The following is a 17,864-nucleotide window of genomic DNA, read 5'->3' on the forward strand; positions in this document are numbered from 1 at the left end:
GGCCCGGCCAACCCATTCCCGCCGGGCAATACAGTTCAACAGGACTCACTTCAATGGCATACACCACTTTTTCACAGACGAAAAACGATCAGTTGCTTGAGCCAATGTTTTTTGGCCAGCCGGTTAACGTGGCCCGCTACGATCAGCAAAAATACGACATCTTTGAAAAGCTGATTGAAAAGCAGCTCTCCTTCTTCTGGCGCCCGGAAGAGGTTGACGTTTCCCGCGATCGCATCGACTACCAGGCGCTGCCGGAACATGAAAAACACATTTTCATCAGCAACCTGAAGTACCAGACGCTGCTCGACTCCATCCAGGGCCGCAGCCCGAACGTTGCTCTGCTGCCGCTGATCTCCATCCCGGAGCTGGAGACCTGGGTGGAAACCTGGGCCTTCTCTGAGACCATTCACTCACGCTCGTACACCCATATCATCCGCAACATCGTCAACGATCCGGCGACCGTGTTCGACGATATCGTCACCAACGAGCAGATCCAGAAGCGTGCCGAGGGGATCTCCCACTATTACGATTCGCTGATCGAGATGACCAGCTACTGGCACCTGCTGGGCGAAGGCACCCACACCGTCAACGGCAAGACCGTGACCGTCAATCTGCGCGAGCTGAAAAAGAAACTCTATCTGTGCCTGATGAGCGTTAACGCCCTGGAAGCGATCCGCTTCTACGTCAGCTTCGCCTGCTCCTTCGCTTTCGCCGAGCGCAAACTGATGGAAGGCAACGCCAAAATTATCCGCCTGATCGCCCGCGATGAAGCGCTGCACCTGACCGGCACTCAACATATGCTGAACCTGCTGCGCTCCGGCAGCGACGATCCGGAAATGGCGGAAATCGCCGAAGAGTGCAAACAGGAGTGCTATGATCTGTTCGTGCTGGCGGCCCAGCAGGAGAAAGAGTGGGCGGACTACCTGTTCCGCGACGGCTCGATGATTGGCCTGAACAAAGATATTCTCTGCCAGTACGTCGAGTACATCACCAATATCCGCATGCAGGCGGTGGGCCTTGATCTGCCGTTCCAGACCCGCTCCAACCCGATCCCGTGGATCAACACCTGGCTGGTCTCCGACAACGTTCAGGTGGCGCCGCAGGAAGTAGAGGTCAGCTCTTACCTGGTCGGCCAGATCGACTCTGAAGTCGATGCCGACGATCTGAGCAACTTCCAGCTGTAATGAAGCGGATCTTCTTGAAAATCTCTGACACTCGCCTTGAGTGTCAGGATGAACACCCTTCCCTGTTGGCTGCTCTTGAATCGCATAATATCGACGTCGAGTATCAATGCCGCGCAGGCTATTGCGGCTCCTGCCGCACCCGTCTGGTCTCCGGCCAGGTTGACTGGCTGACCGAGCCGCTGGCCTTTATCCAGCCGGGCGAGATTTTGCCCTGCTGCTGCCGGGCGAAAGGCGATATTGAGATCGAGATGTAGTCTTGTCAGGTGGCGCTACGCTTACCTGACCTACTGTTCCAGGACCGGCCGTTTACGCACTGCCGCCCTGGGCTACTGAAACTGCCGGTGTTGACGGCCTCAAAATCGCTGAGACGTTCCCGGAAGGCCGGGGCAGCCCGCATGGATGCGGGCTGAGGGCCGTGTTTTGCATGGACGCTGCCTCGGCCCGATCCGAAGCCTGCAGGGATAAGTCGAAGGTACCACGCAGCGGCGATTTTGCTGGCCGGAGCCCGGGGGTACAGGGGGAGGCGGCGACTGGCCTCCCCCTGTGCGCTCCCTGCGCTATGAAAGGCATAACGCAGAAGAAATATCGGGAGCGCCATCTTCCAGGAAATATCATAGAACAAACGTTATTCCCGGGTCGAAATCGTTGCACGCCGAGAACCGTGTCAACAAAACCGCAGTTCGTACGCCGGGTAAGGCGCAACCGCCACCCGGCTTTTTAGCGTTTAGCGTCCAGGAACTGCACCGCTTTATCCGGGAAATCGGTAAACAAGCCGTCGACGCCCGCCTGGTTATACAGCAGGTCATAGAGCTGATTAACGTTAGTCGCGTACTCCGGCAACTGATCCGCGCGCACGGTGTACGGATGCACCTGCAGATGGCTGGCGTGCGCCTCTTTCACCATCGCCGTCAACTTCACCGCCCCCGGCTTTGAGCCTTCCGCCACCAGCATATGGTAATCCGGACCAATGCCGTCGGCGTATTGTGCAATCTGCGCCATGGCCCCCGGCTTGAACATCCAGTCATAGCTGTAGTTCACCCATTGGCCATCGGCCTGTTTCTGCTGGGTTTCATTCCAGTCGGTATAGGCGATGAGCTGCACCAGATTAAGATCCATGCCCATCTTCGGCTCCAGCTCATTTTTAATGCGCTTCAGCTCGTTGGCGTCAAAGCACTGCAGATAGACCTTATCCTGCTTGCTGGTGTAGCCATACTCTTTCAGCACTTTCAGGGTGCTGGCGGCAATATCTTTGCCTTCCTGATGGTGGAACCACGGCGCTTTGATTTCCGGGTAAATACCGATGTTTTTGCCGGTGGAATGGTTCAGTCCCTGGACAAACTCAATCTCCTCTTCAAAGGTATGAATGCGGAAATCGGATTTGCCCATCGGGAAACGCCCGGGGTAGGTTTGCACGTTCTTGCCATCTTTCGGCTCAAAGCCTTCGGTAAACTTCAGCGACTTAATCTCGGCCAGGGTAAAGTCGATGGCATAGAAACGGCCATCTTGACGCGCCCGCTGCGGGAAGCGCTGAGCGACGTCGGTCACCCGGTCGAGATAATGGTCGTGCAACACCACCAGCCGGTCGTCTTTGGTCATCACCAGGTCTTGCTCAAGGTAATCCGCCCCCTGCGCGTAAGCCATCGCTTTCGCCGGCAGGGTATGCTCAGGCAGATAACCGCTGGCGCCCCGGTGGGCGATGACAAGTTTATCCGCCGCTGTCGCGCTGAAGCACAGCGCCGAACTGGCCAACATCATGCCGCTCATTAGCGCGGTGAGTTTCATGTTCATCGCCGCTCCTTAGGCTTGTTTCAGCTGTTGATGATGGCGGCGTTCACCGAGCATCACGATAACCAGCAGGACGACCGCCAGCACGCTGCCGCCGATCATCACCATAAAGCCGCCGTCCCAGCCGAAGAAATCGACGGTGTAGCCGACGATGGCGCTCGCGGCCACGGAGCCGCCGAGGTAACCGAACAGACCGGTGAAGCCTGCCGCAGTGCCGGCAGCTTTCTTCGGCGCCAACTCCAGCGCATGCAGACCAATCAGCATCACCGGGCCGTAGATCAGGAAGCCGATAATAATCATACAGGCCATATCCACGCCCGGGTTACCCGCCGGGTTCAGCCAGTACACGATGGTAGCGATGGTCACCAGGGTCATAAAGAACACGCCGGTGGCGCCGCGGTTGCCTTTAAACACCTTATCCGACATCCAGCCGCACAGCAGGGTGCCCGGGATCCCGGCATACTCGTACAGGAAGTAGGCCCAGGAGGATTTATCCAGCGCGAAGTGCTTCACCTCTTTCAGGTAGGTCGGCGACCAGTCGAGAATGCCGTAGCGCAGCAGATAAACGAAGACGTTGGCGACCGCGATGTACCACAGCAGCTTGTTCGGCAGAATGTACTGCATAAAGATCTGCTTCGCCGTCAGCTCTTCTTCGTGCTTTTCGCTATAGTCATCCGGATAGTCGTTTTTATACTCTTCGATTGGCGGCAGGCCGCAGGATTGCGGAGTATCGCGCATCATCGCAAAGGCGAAAATCGCCAGCAGGATAGCGGCGAACGCCGGCATATAGAGCGCCGCGTGCCAGTCGTTAAACCAGGCCATACCCAACAGGAACAACAGCGGCGGGATCCCGCCGCCGACGTTATGCGCGCAGTTCCACACTGAAACAATTCCGCCACGCTCTTTCTGCGACCACCAGTGGACCATGGTACGGCCGCACGGCGGCCAGCCCATCCCCTGGAACCAGCCGCAGAGGAACAGCAGCACGAACATGATCATGATGCTCGAGGTGGCCCACGGTACGAAGCCCATCACCAGCATCACCAGCGCGGCGAGGATCAGCCCCGCCGGCAGGAAAATGCGCGGATTCGAACGGTCAGAGACCGATCCCATGATGAATTTCGAAAATCCGTAGGCAATGGAGATGCCGGAAAGGGCGAAACCGAGGTCGCCGCGGGAGAAACCCTGCTCGATAAGATAGGGCATCGCCAGGGCAAAGTTCTTACGAACCAGATAGTAAGCGGCATAACCAAAGAAGATGCCGATAAAAATCTGCCAGCGTAACCGACGATAGAGCGGGTCGATCTCCGCGGCTGGCAAACGCGCTTTATGCGCGGCGGGTTTAAAAATACTTAACATATCAGCCTCCGTGGCCCTTGCTGTTTTTTACTAACGTCACGACAACAATCCCAGATTAATCACTAACTTCGAATCTGGCCGCGATGGTAGGCAATACGTAGAACTGATACTGTGAAACATCGCACAATTTGTTACAGAAATATGACAAAAGGTTCCAATGTGAGCACGAAATCACATAACACGCTCAAATAACGCGCGAATATGCTCGAAATCAAACAATAACCTTATAGACTGTGGCTAAATGGTGTTAAACGAAAGCAAAGGAGCTGAAGATGACGGGACGTCTGGATAGCGAGGTTATTATCATCGGCGGCGGAGCAACCGGCGCCGGTATCGCCCGCGATTGCGCCCGGCGCGGATTACGCACACTGCTCATTGAGCGTCATGATATCGCCACCGGGGCCACCGGCCGTAATCATGGGCTGCTGCACAGCGGCGCCCGCTATGCGGTGACCGACAACGAATCCGCCCGCGAATGCATCAGTGAGAACCGCATCCTGCGCCGCATCGCCCGTCACTGTATCGAACCGGCCGGCGGTCTGTTCATAACCCTGCCTGAAGACGATCTGGCATATCAGCAGACCTTTATCGCCGCCTGCCAGCAGGCTGGCATAGAGGCCACGCCGCTCTCTGCGCAGGAGGCGCTGCGCCGCGAGCCCGCCGTCAACCCGGCGCTGCTGGGGGCGGTGCAGGTTCCGGACGGCACCATTGACCCGTTTCGCCTCACCGCGGCCAATATGCTCGACGCCCGCGAACACGGCGCGCAGATCCTCACCGGCTGCGAAGTCACTGGCCTGCTGCGCCAGGGCGATCGCGTCTGCGGCGTCCAGGTATACGACAGTCAGCTTCACCAGGCCCGCACGCTGTACGCCGGGGTAGTGGTTAATGCCGCCGGGATCTGGGGGCAGCGCATTGCGGAATATGCCGACCTGCGCATCACCATGTTCCCGGCGAAGGGATCGCTGTTGATCCTCGACCACCGGATTAACAACCTGGTGATCAACCGCTGCCGTAAGCCGGCCGATGCCGATATTCTGGTGCCCGGGGATACCATCTCGCTGATCGGCACCACCTCGATGCATATTCCTTATGACGAAATTGACGACAACCGGGTCACGACCGCGGAAGTCGATACCCTGCTGCGCGAAGGCGAAAAGCTGGCGCCGGTCATGGGCCGCACCCGGATCCTCCGCGCCTACTCCGGCGTCCGCCCGCTGGTGGCCAGCGACAACGATCCCAGCGGACGCAGCGTCAGCCGCGGCATCGTCCTGCTCGATCATGCTCAGCGTGACGGCATGGAAGGCTTCATTACCATCACCGGCGGCAAGCTGATGACCTATCGCCTGATGGCCGAGTGGGCCACCGACGCCGTCTGTCGTAAGCTGGGCAACACCACCCCCTGTACCACGGCCGAGAGCCCGCTGCCCGGCTCACAGGAGCCGACGGAAAGCACCCTGCGAAAAATTATCTCCCTGCCTGGCCCGCTGCGCGGCTCTGCCGTCTACCGCCATGGCGATCGCACTCCGGCCTGGCTTGGCGACAGCCGCCAGCACCGTAGCCTGGTCTGCGAATGCGAAGCCGTCACCGCTGGTGAAGTGAAATACGCGGTGGAAAATCTGGCGGTTAACACCCTGCTCGACCTGCGCCGCCGTACCCGGATTGGCATGGGGACCTGCCAGGGGGAACTCTGCGCCTGCCGCGCCGCCGGGCTGCTGCAGCGCTTTAACGTCACCACCCCCGCGCAGTCGTTGGCCCAGCTGTCGGCGTTTCTCAATGAACGCTGGAAGGGCGTGCAGCCCATCGCCTGGGGCGACGCGCTGCGCGAAAGCGAATTCACCCGCTGGGTCTACCTCGGCCTGTGCGGACTGCCACAGGAGCATCAGGATGAAATTTGACTGCGCGATTATCGGCGGCGGACTGGCCGGTCTGCTGTGCGGCCTGACGCTGAATCAGTCCGGCCTGCGCAGCGTTATCATCAGCCGCGGGCAAAGCGCGCTGCATTTTTCCTCCGCGTCGTTAGATCTGCTCTCGGCGCTGCCGAACGGCGATAACGTCACTGACCTCGCGCAAGGTCTGCAGCAGCTCGCTGAACTGCTTCCTGAGCACCCTTATTCCCGGCTCGGCGCCGGGGCGGTGCTCGAATACGCTAAACAGACTGAAGCCCTGCTGACCGCCTGCGGGGCGGTGATGCAGGGCGACGCGCACCACCCGCACCGGCGAGTAACGCCGCTGGGGACGCTGCGCGCGGCGTGGCTATCGCCGCAGGAGGTTCCTGTCGCGCCACTCCCCCGACAAGGGGTCTGCCTGGTGGGGATCAGCGGCTTTGCCGATTTTCAGCCGCATCTCGCCGCCGCCGCGCTCGGGCAAACCGGCGTTACCGCCGTGGCGGCGGAAATCGAGTTACCGCTGCTGGATGTGTTGCGTGACAACCCCACCGAATTTCGCGCCGCCAATATCGCCCGCCTCCTCGACGATGAAAACCACTGGCCTGCCCTGCACACGGCGCTGCTGCCCCTGGCGCAGCAGCATGAGCTGCTGATCATGCCCGCCTGCTTTGGTCTCGCCGACGATCGCCTGTACCACTGGCTGCAGGCGCGCCTGCCCTGCCCGCTGCGTCTGCTGCCGACGCTGCCGCCTTCGGTTCCCGGGATGCGCCTGCACAGTCTGCTGCAGCGGCAGTTTATTCGCGGCGGCGGCACCTGGCTTGCCGGCGATGAAGTGGTGAACATCAGCCATCGACAGGGCGCAGTCGAGGCCGTCTGGACGCGAAATCACGGCGATATTGCGCTGCGTCCGCGTTTTACCGTGCTGGCCAGCGGCAGCTTTTTCAGTAACGGTCTTGTCGCCACGCGGGAGAGCGTGCGCGAACCCATTCTTGGTCTCGATCTGCAACAGACCCTGCCGCGCGACGACTGGTACCAGCGGGACTTCTTTGCCTCCCAGCCGTGGCAGCGCTTCGGGGTGAAAACCGATGCCCTGCTGCGTCCCCTGCTGGGCGGGCAGCCGTTCAGCAATCTGTTCGCCATCGGTTCACTGCTCGGCGGGTTCGATGCCATTCAGCTCGGCTGCAGCGGCGGGGTCTGTGCCGTCACCGCGCTGCACGCCGCCAGACAGATCCACGCCCTTGCCGGAGGCCGGCCATGAACGATACCCATTTTGAAAGCTGCATTAAGTGCACGGTCTGTACCACCACCTGTCCGGTAAGCCGGGTCAATCCGCGTTATCCCGGGCCGAAACAGGCGGGGCCGGATGGCGAACGCCTCCGCCTGAAGGATGGCGCGCTTTACGATGAGGCGCTCAAGTACTGCATCAACTGCAAGCGCTGTGAGGTGGCCTGCCCGTCGGATGTGAAAATTGGCGATATCATTCAACGCGCCCGGGCACAGTACGGCCAGCAAAAGCCGACCCTGCGCGACGCCATCCTCAGCCATACCGACCTGATGGGCACCCTTTCCACCCCCTTTGCCCCACTGGTTAATGCCACCACCGGCTTAAAACCGGTACGCCGCCTGCTCGACGCAGCGCTCCATATCGATCATCGCCGCACGCTGCCGAAATATGGCTTCGGTACCTTCCGCCGCGCTTACCGCCAGCTCGCGGCCCACCAGACGCAGTACCCTGAGCAGGTGGCCTTCTTTCATGGTTGCTACGTCAACTATAACCACCCGCAGCTGGGCAAGGACCTGATTCGCGTCGTCAATGCGCTGGGCACCGGCGTGCAGTTGTTATCAAGGGAAAAATGCTGCGGCGTGCCGCTGATCGCCAACGGCTTTTTTGACAAAGCGCGTAAGCAGGCGCTGAGCAACGTCGCCGCGATGCGGGAAAACGCGCTGCCGATCATTGCCACCTCTTCGACCTGCACCTTTACCCTGCGCGATGAATACCCTCACCTCCTGGATGTTGACAACAGCGATCTCCGCGACCGGGTGGAACTGGCCACTCGCTGGATCTGGAAACAACTGGATAGTGGCAAAACGCTGCCGCTGCGCCGGCTGCCGCTGAAGGTGGTCTATCACACGCCGTGCCATATGGAGAAAATGGGCTGGTCGCTGTATACCCTCGAACTGCTGCGGCTGATCCCCGGCCTGCAGCTGGAGGTGCTGGATTCGCAGTGCTGCGGCATCGCCGGCACCTACGGCTTTAAGACTGAGAATTACGCGGTATCCCAGGCTATCGGCGCCCCGCTGTTCCGTCAGATTGAGGAGAGCGGAGCCGACATCGTCGTCACCGACTGCGAGACCTGCAAATGGCAGATTGAGATGTCCACCAGCAAACGCTGCGAACATCCGCTGACGGTGCTGGCGCAGGCGCTCGTCTGAGTCCGGCGCCAGCCTGCGCCGTCAATAGCTCGCTTTCCCCTGCGGCTGAGCGCTGGCGGATTTAAACATCGCCAGCCGGCGGTCCAGCGCCTCGGTGTAGAGCATGGTATCGACCCCGACGGCGACGAAATTGGCCCCCCAGGCGAGACATTTTTCCGCCATCGCCGGGTCGACCGCCAGAAATCCGGCCGCTTTTCCCGCCGCGCGAATGCGCCGGATGCTCTGCTCAATCACCCGCTGCACGTCAGGATGGCCGGCATCGTCCGGGTGCCCCAGCGAAGCGGAGAGATCCGCCGGACCGATAAATACGCCGTCAATGCCCTCCACCTCGAGGATAGCGTCCAGATTTTCCAGCGCGGTTCGGCTCTCTACCTGAATCAGCAGACAGAGCTCGTCATTCGCCTCCGCCATATAATTCTCCACTCTGCCCCAGCGTGCCGCCCGGGCCACGCCGGCGCCCACGCCGCGGCTACCGACGGGAGGATAACGGGTTGCCGAGACGACTTCCCGCGCCTGCTCGGCGGTATCGACCATCGGCACCAGCAACGTTCTGGCGCCAATATCCAGCACCTGTTTTATCAGACTGCGGCTGCCCTCCACCGGTCGGATCACCGGCTGACTGGCATAGGGAGCGATGGCCTGGAGCTGATGATAAAGGTCCTGAATGGTGTTCGGGGCATGCTCGCCGTCGATCAGCAGCCAGTCATATCCTGAGGTGGCGGCAATCTCCGCCATATAGGAGGAGGTCGAGCTCAGCCACAGGCCAATTTGCGTCTCACCGCGTAATAATCCACGTTTGAAGGGGTTAGATAACAGTGCGTTCATAGCGATTCCTTTAATCAATGCTGTACGCTGCCGCGCTGAGGAACCGCGCGGGTGAGGCTTAATGAGAAGATGATGATCACCCCGACGATGGCCACACCGGCCAGGGTTAACAATCCGGCGGCGCTGCTGGCGAACAGCGTTTCGGCCTGCACGCGAACGATTGGCGCCAGAAAGCCGCCGATGGCGCCAAACAGGTTAACGAAGCCAATCCCGGCGGCCAGCGCCGTGCCGGAGAGCAGCTGCGTCGGCATCGTCCAGAAGACCGGCTGCACGGCAATCACCCCAACCGCCGCCACGCACAGCGCGATGATAGCCAGCACCGGCGCCACCAGTCCGGAAACCGCAATCCCGACCGCTGCCGCCAGCAGCGTCAGCGCGGCAATATTGCGCCGCTCGCCGGTGCGATCGGAGTAGCGAGGGATAAGCCAGGTGCCGAACAGCGCCGCCACCCATGGGATAGCCGTCACCACCGACGCAATGAAGCCGACTTTGGTGCCCAACAGCGCGGCGACCTGAGTAGGCAGGAAGAAAATCAGGCCATAGACCGCCACCTGAATGGTCATGTAAATCAGCGCCAGCTGCCAGACCCGCCCGTTACGCAGCGCATCGGACAGGCGCGAGGTGACCTTTTTCTCCTCCTCTCGCGCCAGCTCGCCGATCAGCGCCTGTTTCTCCGCAGCGCTCAGGAAGCGGGCATGCTGCGGCGAATCGTCCAGCCAGAAGAAGGTGAACGCTCCCGCGGCGACAGCAAGCAGGCCTTCAATCACAAACATCCAGAACCAGCCGGGATGGCCCATAAACCCATGCATCTCCAGCAGCGCGCCGGATAAAGGCGAACCGAGCGTCAGCGCCAGCGGCGCCCCCATATAAAAAAGCCCCATAATGCTGGCGCGGTTTTGCTGGGGAAACCACTGTGAAGTGAGGTAGATCATGCCGGGGAAGAAGCCCGCCTCCGCCGCGCCCAGCAGGGTGCGTACCAGCAGGAATTTCGCTTCCGTATCCGCCCACGCCATCGCCGCCGACAGCACGCCCCACAGCAGCGTGGTGCAGCCGATCCATTTTCTGGCGCCGAATTTGCGCATCAGCAGGTTGGCCGGTACCCCGAGAAAGGCATAGACCACAAAGAAAATCCCCGCCCCCAGCGCATAGGCTTCGTTGCTGAGGCCCGTATCCAGCTGGTAGGTCTCTTTGGCGAAACCGATATTCGAACGGTCAAGAAACGCCAGCACGTACAGCGCCAGCATAAAGGGGATTAAGCGGGCGCGGTTTTTCTTCACCACGCTCTCCAGCAGTGTGTTGCTCATCATAATATCCTCAGGCGTGGGCCGCCGGGCGGCCCGGGGGATCAGTGTTGATAAGGACGTTTCAGGCTGCAGTCGCGATTGAGCTCGACGCCAAAGCCGGGTTTATCCAGTACCGATTTATGAATGCGCCCCCTCTCAGGCACCGGCTCGCCGAGCAGGATCGGGTCGAACTGCGGACGCAGCGTGGCGCAGTCCGGACTGGTCATCAGAAACTCGCTGAACGGCGTGTTGGTGAAGGTGATCACCGCATGATGTGAGTACACCGACGAGCCGTGCGGCACCACCAGCTGACCGCGCGCTTTTGCAATAGCCGCAATCTCCACCAGCGTGGTTAAGCCGCCGCACCAGCCGACGTCGGGCTGCATAATATCAATCCCGGTCTCCGACAGGGTGCGGAAGGACTGCAGGGTGCCGTGGTGCTCGCCGCTGGTCACCATCATCCCGGCGGGCGCCTGGCGCTTCAGCTCGCGATAGCCTTCATACTGCTGCGGCGGCAGGCACTCTTCGATCCACTTGAGGTTGTAAGGGACGCAGGCATGGGCAAGTTTGGTGGCATAGTTAACGTCCTGGCTCATCCAGCAGTCCAGCATTAACCAGAAATCCGGGCCGCATTTTTCGCGCATGTCCGCCACCATGGCGACGTCTTTGCGGATCCCGGCGTCGCCATCGTGCGGCCCCCAGTGGGTGGGCATTTTGCCGCCGATAAAGCCCATCTCCTGCGCCAGATCCGGACGAGCGCCGGTAGCATAGAACTGGATTTCGTCACGCACCGCTCCGCCCAGCAGTTTGTAGACCGGCAGGCCAACCACTTTCCCGAACAGATCCCACAGCGCGAGGTCGACACAGGAGATAGTGTTCATCACCAGACCGCCGGATCCTGCGTAGTAGAGGGTGGCGTTGAGCATCTGGTCATGGATCAGTTTGATATCGCTGACGCATTTGCCTTCGATAAAGCGGTTGAGATGTTTTTCGACGATAAAGCAGCCCATCTCTCCGGCCGTCGACACGGCAAAGCCGGTCTGCCCGTTGTCAGCCTCCACTTCCACAATCAGCGTGCCCAGCACGTTGATGCCAAACGACTGGCGGGACTGCTCATACTGTTTATATTTGCTCATCGGGGTAGCGATATGATCGTCAATCCAGTGGTTAGCCCCCTGATCGTGGTAATCGCCGCCGCCGGCGCCCTGCTCTGCCGTGGCGCCGCCGGTAAACCAGGCACGGACGTGTTTAATTTTCGGTAGGGTCATGGTGTTCTCCTTATGATGAGGCGAGTTGTTCGAAGGGGCTTTTCCACCCCAGCAGTCGTGAAATATCTTTCGCGCAGGCAATCGCCTTACCGGCCAGATAATCGCGATTGTCTTCATTGATTTGCAGACGGGTGCCCACCACCGAGATGGCGGCGGTCAGGTCGTTATTGGCGTTAAAAACCGGGGCGGCCACGCAGCGCACATCCGGGTAGTCCTCGCCATTATCAAAGCTCCAGCCCCGGGCGCGGATCCGCCGCAGCTCCTCCCGCAGCTGTTGAGCATTGCTGATGGTCGTTGGCGTAGCCCGCTCCCACTGCAGTTCATCGATAATGGATGCCTGAACCCCGGCGGGCTGCCAGGCCAGCAAACATTTGCCGATCCCGGAGCGGTAAAGCGACAGGCTCTTTCCTTCGTGCGAACGCACGCTAATGGTGGCGGGTGATTCAATTTTCAGAATGTAGTAGGCGTTACCGTGATCGATAATGCCCAGATGGCAGAGCAGGCCGCACTCATCCATCAGCCGGGTCAGGCGTGGCCGCGCCAGCTCGCGCAGGTCCATTTTGCTTAGCGCCTGCCCGGCCAGCTCCACCAGTTTGGTCCACAGGCAGTAGTTATCCTGATTATCCATACTGATGAAGCGCTGCTTTTTCAGCTCGCCCAGCAGCAGATAAACCGTGCTTTTCGGGATCCCCAGCTCCGCTATTATCGTCGCCGCGCTGCAGGGTCCGATGCGGCCAATTAAATTGAGGATCTCAATCGCGCGGGTCAGCGCCGGGACTTTCGTTGATTCCAACATACTGGACTCCAATCCTGAATACTGGAATCAGTGTTGCGGTTGTCCGGGCGGTAAAGTGTGAGCGACATCGCGGGGCAATCGCTTTCCCGTATGCTGGACCGTTCGCAGCGGAAAATTGCGACTTAACGCACAGAATTTTTTCAGGAGAGTACAACAGGCTGGACAACCGGCGCCAGGGAGAAGCCCGTGCGCCGGGAAACGACTTACAGCGAGAGGGAATCCACCACGTTAATCCAGCCATGTTCGCTGGCCAGCGGTTGGCCATTCAGCCAGCGACGCAGCAGGTTTAATGCCATCATGGCGCAGACTTCCTGACGTACCGCCAGGCTGTGGCGGGTGACGCTGAACTTCACCCGCAGCGCGAAGGTGCCGTCCGGGGTGGCCAGGGCCACGTTAAGATGATCGTTCTCCTGGCCGCTCACCGCCAGGGCCAGGCCGGCAAAATGGTTTATGCGCCGCTCGGCCGCCCAGCGGGCCGCCTGCGCCAGCGTCTCCTCCTGCGCCGGGACCACTTCGCTGGCCAGCAGCGGCGCGCCGGCGCGGGACAGCTGGAGCGCCAGCAGACCGCCGGTAAACTGCTCGCTGAGCGTCAGGCTCAGCTGCCGCTCCTGCAGGCAGCGCGCAATCTGCGCCGGTAACCCTTCTGTGCCTTCGAAAATCAGGCTGTCGCCAGCCACTTTACGCACTTCCGGCCACAGAGCCAGCATGGCGTCACGCTGCTCAGCCGGTCCGGTCAGCTTCAGCTCAATGATCGGCATCGACGAGCGGTAGCCCATCACGACGCCAGGCGGTAACGTCAGCGGATTAAGGCTTTGCGCCAGCTCGCTCTCCGAGCGGCCAAAGGTGGTCAGACGCAGGCATACCGGCGGCTCCGGCAGCGTAAAGCGCTGGCGCAGACGCGGTAAAATCTCCTGCTCGACCATCACTTTAAATTCAGAGGGTACGCCGGGGGTGAAAAACATCAGGCAGCGATTGAGCTGGATGGCAAAGCCGCAGGCCGTGCCCACCGGGTTATTGATCATCTCGGCGCTGGCGGGGATTTCCGCCTGCTTACGGTTGCTTTCCGCCATCGGCCGCCCACGTTCGGCAAAGAAGCGGGTCATGGTATCCAACCACTCCGGATGCAAAATAAGCCCTTCGCCTTTCGCGGTGGCCGCGGCCAGCGCGCTCAGGTCGTCGCTGGTGGGGCCGAGGCCGCCATTGACGATCAGCACATCCGCCTGTTCGCTGCGTTCGCGCAGAATCGCCACCAGCGAATCGAGATCGTCGCCGACGGTATGACGGCGCGTTAACGGTAAACCCTGATTAAAAAAGAAATCCGCCAGCCATGCTGCATTGGTGTCAACGATTTGACCATGCAACACTTCATCGCCAGTGGACAGCATTTCCACATTCAACATTGCTCACTCCTTGCCTGCCAGGTGGCAAATACTATAACGCAAAGCGGGAGGCTGACGAGGAGGAAAATCTGGCGCGGCAAGAAGAGACCGCGCCGGAGGAGATTAGAAGCTGGCGCTGGCGCCGATGTACGGGCCGTCGGCGATGGTGTTATCGCGGTTGCCATCTTTACCCGCCAGGTTCAGATAGCGATAGCCCGCCTGGATGCTGAGCGGACGCATAATGGTCCAGCTGGCGCCGACGTTGGCTTCCTGATAGCTGTCAATACCGCTGGAGAGGGAATCTGGAGAATAGTAGTAGTCGCCATACAGACGGAAGCTGTCGCCGATTTTCCACTGCAGGCCGCCGCCGACCGCGGCCGCATAGCCTTCATCACCCTGTTTCGGGTTGGTGTATACCCCTTTACCGCCCACGGTCGCGAGGAACGGCCCCAGCGGAATATTCAGGCCCAGGCCTAAACCCGCGGCGTCGCCGTCGTTATCGCTGTGCAACCAGTTACCCGAAACAGCCAGACCGGTGGACTCGGTGCCGAAGCCGACCCCAAGGTTGGTGTAATGCTCGCCTGCTTCGCCGGTAACGCTGATCGCATGGGCCGCCGAAGAAACCAGCATGACGCCAGCCAGCGCCATAAAAATGCTTTTTTTCATTATTTACTCTATCCAGAAAATTAAAATCAAAGAAGTCCCGAAAAAACCCGAAAATTCTACTGCGCACTCGTCAGGAATCAATGACCTGGCGAAATGATTTTTCACAAGAGTGTAACCAGTTGCGTCTTTTTACGGCATCGGACGTTGCCGGTGCGGGGCGTCGGGAATTCAGCGTCATTCATATTGATGTTTAATATGATTTACGCCAAATACATTGACGTTAAACGGGCACACCGCACGATCGGCGCGGCGAGGGGGAATTCGTCGCCCTTTCCATGGCGGTGCTCCATACGGTTATTTTCGCTTAACGTAGCACTCGACAAGGCCAGGGCTTTATTTCTGTTGCGATTTACCGAGGCGGCTCGCAAACTGTTTCATCAGCCTACCACCCTATCCCCTGAAGGAGAAAAACCATGCGTCAAAGGACGATTGTTTGCCCGCTAATCCAAAATGATGGCCATTACCTGTTGTGCAAGATGGCTGCCGACCGCGGCGTTTTTCCCGGACAATGGGCCTTATCCGGCGGCGGCGTAGAGCCGGGGGAACGTCTTGAAGAGGCGCTGCGCCGGGAAATCCGCGAAGAGCTCGGCGAAAAACTCATCCTTACCCATATTGCGCCGTGGAGCTTCCGCGATGATACCCGCGTTAAAACTTACCCCGACGGGCGCCAGGAAGCGATCTATATGATCTATCTGATCTTCGACTGCGTCAGCGCCAATCGTGACGTGACGATCAACGAGGAGTTTGACGATTACGCCTGGGTGAAAGCGGATGAGCTTAAAAACTACGATCTCAACGCCGCCACCCGCCTGACCCTGAGCATGAAGGGGCTACTCTGACGCCACGGTCGGCAGGCGCAGCGTCGCCTTCAGTCCGCCCAGGCTTTCGCTGCGCGAAAGCTGCAGGTGGCTACGATGCAGACGCGCGATATCGTTTACCAGCGCCAGCCCCAGCCCGGCACCGGGTATCGCGCCCGCGTTATCGAGGCGGCGAAACGGCATCAGCGCCTGGTGTACCTGCTGGTCGTCAATTCCCGGGCCGCTGTCTTCCACGCTGAGCAGCACGGCGTCGCCGTCGCGATGCAGGCTAAGCGTGACCGTACCATATTCCGGGGTATAGCGAATGGCATTGTCGAGCAGGTTAGCGCACAGTTCCCCCAGCAGAACGCTATCGCCTGCCACCTGTACCGCCGACTGCTCGCCCTCATAGCCAAGATCGATATGTTTGCTCCGCGCTTGCGCAATACGCGAAAAGCAGCTGTTGCGCACAATTTCCGGCAAGTTAATCACCGCAAACGCCTGCTCCCGCTGTTTTACCGTCGCCAGCTGCAGCAACCGCTCCGTTAACAAGACCGTATCGTCCAGCGTGGCGCGCATCGCCTGCAGGCTTTCGCGCCACAGTTGCGGATCGTCGCTGGCCAGCGCAACCGAAGCCTGCGTTTTCAGCACCGCCAGCGGCGTTTTCAGCTGATGGGAAGCATCGGCGCTGAAGCGCTCCTGACGGGAGATCATCACCCGCAGGCGGTCGATATAGCGGTTGAACGCGACAATCAGCAGCCGCGTTTCTGACCAGGGCAGCAGCTCCGGCAGCGGCGTCAGCAGGCCGGGTTCACGGCGCACCATCAGCGCGGAGAGCTGGCGCATGGGCCGCAGCACGCGGCGCAGCAGCCAGGCTGCCAGCACCAGCGTCAACAGGACCAGTAACCCCTGCGACACCCAGGATGAAAAGAGTAACTGTCCAGCCAGCCAGCGGCGGGACTGCAGCGTTTCGGCAATATAGATCTCCGCCATGCCCACGATCCCCCCTTCGTTGATGGGCTGCAGCAGGCGCGCCACGCGAATTGCCTGACCGCGATATTCGGTATGATAAAACCATGCCAGCGCCGGATAGAGCTGAGTTCGCGAGGTGGAGGGCGGCATCGCGGGCAGATCGTCATAGCCGGAAATGACCTTCCCCTGCGGGTCAAGCACCTTGTAATAGAGGCGATCGTTCATGTTGAGCTCGAAGCTGTCCAGCACCACCCAGGGCACATTCACCTCCAGTTGTCCTCCGCGCACCACCAACCGCTCGGCCACCGTCCGCGCTGACGACAGCAGGGTACGATCGTAAGCTTGCGTCGCCGCCTGCAGCGCGCTGACGTAGCTATTAAACGCGGAGAGTCCCCACAGCAGGACCAGCGGCAGGCCGAGAAACAGCAACAGTTGGGCATAGAGCGATTGCGGCTTACCCCATCTCATGGCGCTCGCACTCAAGCAGATAGCCTAACCCGCGCAGGGTGGTTATACGCACATTGCTCGCCTGAAGTTTCTTGCGCAGACGGTGAATATAGAGTTCGATGCTTTCCGGACTGACGTCGTCGCTGAGACTGAACACCTGTTCGAATAACTGCTGGCGCGAAACCGGGCGGGTGCGGCGAAACATCAGCACCTTCAATAACGCCAGCTCGCGCGGCGTCAAAGACAGCATCTGGCCACGGAGTAAAAAATAGCCTTCGTCACAATACGCCAGCTCACCAAGCTGCTGCACCTCATGCACCTGCCCTTCGCTGCGCCGGAGCAGCGCCCGCAGGCGGGCGTCGAGCTCTTCCAGCTCAAAGGGCTTGGGTAAATAGTCATCCGCGCCGGCATTTAAACCTTTCACCCGGTCCGCTACCGCGCTGCGGGCGGTCAGCAACAGCACCGGCAGAGTCTGCCCGCGCTTGCGCAGCCGCTGGACCACTTCAAGGCCATCGTACCCCGGCATACCGATATCCAGCACCGCCAGCGCATATTGCTCGCTTTGCAGCAGATGGTCGGCCGCACGCCCGTCAGCGACGCAATCCACGGCAAAACCGCCCTGCACCAGCGCTTTTTCCAGCCAGTGAGCCAGCTCACGGTTATCCTCGGCTAATAAGAGACGCATATCACATCCTGTAACGTTGCTGCCGCATTGAAAGGGAAATGAAAGGTAACTGTTTTAACAATCATGCAACCGAATCGCTATATGTCGGTTCACATAATC

General features: G+C 60.0%; 16 protein-coding genes. 6 read left to right on the forward strand and 10 right to left on the reverse strand.

Annotated elements, in window-relative coordinates; genetic code table 11:
- The first annotated feature begins 53 nt into the window (after positions 1-53).
- Positions 54-1,184, forward strand: coding sequence for a class Ia ribonucleoside-diphosphate reductase subunit beta (nrdB, locus tag ACQUTI_RS06240; protein ID WP_004140835.1), 1,131 nt, complete (start codon positions 54-56; stop codon positions 1,182-1,184).
- On the forward strand, positions 1,184-1,438 hold the full coding sequence (gene yfaE / locus ACQUTI_RS06245; RefSeq protein WP_004201692.1) for a class I ribonucleotide reductase maintenance protein YfaE: 255 nt from the start codon (positions 1,184-1,186) through the stop codon (positions 1,436-1,438). Before nrdB ends, yfaE begins: the two co-directional genes overlap by 1 nt.
- A 463-nt stretch (positions 1,439-1,901) precedes the next feature.
- Here the strand turns inward: yfaE and glpQ are convergent, their stop codons facing one another.
- Both glpQ and glpT read right to left on the reverse strand, forming a co-directional pair.
- Complete coding sequence (gene glpQ, locus ACQUTI_RS06250; protein ID WP_023318768.1) at positions 1,902-2,972, reverse strand: glycerophosphodiester phosphodiesterase; 1,071 nt, start codon at positions 2,970-2,972, stop codon at positions 1,902-1,904.
- Positions 2,973-2,981: 9 nt separating this feature from the next.
- Positions 2,982-4,328: a glycerol-3-phosphate transporter gene (gene glpT, locus ACQUTI_RS06255; RefSeq protein ID WP_023318769.1), complete on the reverse strand. Its 1,347-nt coding sequence runs from the start codon at positions 4,326-4,328 to the stop codon at positions 2,982-2,984.
- A 272-nt stretch (positions 4,329-4,600) separates the two neighbouring features.
- On the opposite strand from glpT, the gene glpA reads away from it, so the two are divergent.
- The 3 genes from glpA to glpC are packed head-to-tail and all read left to right on the forward strand — an operon-like array spanning position 4,601 to position 8,647.
- Positions 4,601-6,223, forward strand: coding sequence for an anaerobic glycerol-3-phosphate dehydrogenase subunit A (gene glpA, locus ACQUTI_RS06260; protein ID WP_004201696.1), 1,623 nt, complete (start codon positions 4,601-4,603; stop codon positions 6,221-6,223).
- Positions 6,213-7,472, forward strand: a complete 1,260-nt coding sequence (gene glpB / locus ACQUTI_RS06265; RefSeq protein WP_428923223.1) for a glycerol-3-phosphate dehydrogenase subunit GlpB — start codon at positions 6,213-6,215, stop codon at positions 7,470-7,472. Before glpA ends, glpB begins: the two co-directional genes overlap by 11 nt.
- On the forward strand, positions 7,469-8,647 hold the full coding sequence (glpC, locus tag ACQUTI_RS06270; RefSeq protein WP_049092581.1) for an anaerobic glycerol-3-phosphate dehydrogenase subunit GlpC: 1,179 nt from the start codon (positions 7,469-7,471) through the stop codon (positions 8,645-8,647). The genes glpB and glpC overlap by 4 nt, the downstream gene beginning before the upstream one ends.
- A 21-nt stretch (positions 8,648-8,668) precedes the next feature.
- Here glpC and yfaU read toward each other — a convergent pair whose 3' ends face one another.
- The 6 genes from yfaU to ACQUTI_RS06300 form a co-directional block, all read right to left on the reverse strand.
- Complete coding sequence (gene yfaU / locus ACQUTI_RS06275) at positions 8,669-9,472, reverse strand: 2-keto-3-deoxy-L-rhamnonate aldolase (RefSeq protein WP_004201703.1); 804 nt, start codon at positions 9,470-9,472, stop codon at positions 8,669-8,671.
- Positions 9,473-9,486: 14 nt separating this feature from the next.
- Positions 9,487-10,776: an MFS transporter gene (locus ACQUTI_RS06280; protein ID WP_004201705.1), complete on the reverse strand. Its 1,290-nt coding sequence runs from the start codon at positions 10,774-10,776 to the stop codon at positions 9,487-9,489.
- Positions 10,777-10,817: 41 nt separating this feature from the next.
- The gene (gene rhmD, locus ACQUTI_RS06285; RefSeq protein WP_049092582.1) at positions 10,818-12,023 is read right to left on the reverse strand and encodes an L-rhamnonate dehydratase; all 1,206 of its coding nucleotides are present in this window, start codon (positions 12,021-12,023) and stop codon (positions 10,818-10,820) included.
- A gap of 10 nt (positions 12,024-12,033) precedes the next feature.
- Positions 12,034-12,819 carry an IclR family transcriptional regulator gene (locus ACQUTI_RS06290; RefSeq protein ID WP_048325206.1) on the reverse strand — a complete coding sequence of 262 codons (786 nt, stop codon included), beginning with the start codon at positions 12,817-12,819 and terminating at the stop codon, positions 12,034-12,036.
- Between the two features lie 203 nt (positions 12,820-13,022).
- Positions 13,023-14,219: a nicotinamide mononucleotide deamidase-related protein YfaY gene (locus ACQUTI_RS06295; RefSeq protein WP_135698860.1), complete on the reverse strand. Its 1,197-nt coding sequence runs from the start codon at positions 14,217-14,219 to the stop codon at positions 13,023-13,025.
- Between the two features lie 102 nt (positions 14,220-14,321).
- Positions 14,322-14,864: a YfaZ family outer membrane protein gene (locus ACQUTI_RS06300; protein ID WP_004201712.1), complete on the reverse strand. Its 543-nt coding sequence runs from the start codon at positions 14,862-14,864 to the stop codon at positions 14,322-14,324.
- A 413-nt stretch (positions 14,865-15,277) separates the two neighbouring features.
- Between ACQUTI_RS06300 and nudI the strand changes: the two genes are divergently transcribed.
- Positions 15,278-15,703 carry a nucleoside triphosphatase NudI gene (gene nudI / locus ACQUTI_RS06305; RefSeq protein WP_017899287.1) on the forward strand — a complete coding sequence of 142 codons (426 nt, stop codon included), beginning with the start codon at positions 15,278-15,280 and terminating at the stop codon, positions 15,701-15,703.
- On the opposite strand, the gene ACQUTI_RS06310 is transcribed toward nudI, so the two are convergent.
- Both ACQUTI_RS06310 and tctD read right to left on the reverse strand, forming a co-directional pair.
- Entirely contained in the window at positions 15,695-17,101 is a 1,407-nt protein-coding gene (locus ACQUTI_RS06310) for a HAMP domain-containing histidine kinase (RefSeq protein WP_004201716.1), read from the reverse strand. The genes nudI and ACQUTI_RS06310 overlap by 9 nt on opposite strands.
- Positions 17,088-17,765: a transcriptional regulator TctD gene (gene tctD, locus ACQUTI_RS06315; RefSeq protein WP_004201723.1), complete on the reverse strand. Its 678-nt coding sequence runs from the start codon at positions 17,763-17,765 to the stop codon at positions 17,088-17,090. Before tctD ends, ACQUTI_RS06310 begins: the two co-directional genes overlap by 14 nt.
- Positions 17,766-17,864: the final 99 nt, after the last annotated feature.

The sequence above is a fragment of the Klebsiella sp. 7-CIP_Kleb. genome (assembly GCF_050378655.1).
GTDB classification, from domain to species: domain Bacteria; phylum Pseudomonadota; class Gammaproteobacteria; order Enterobacterales; family Enterobacteriaceae; genus Klebsiella; species Klebsiella quasipneumoniae.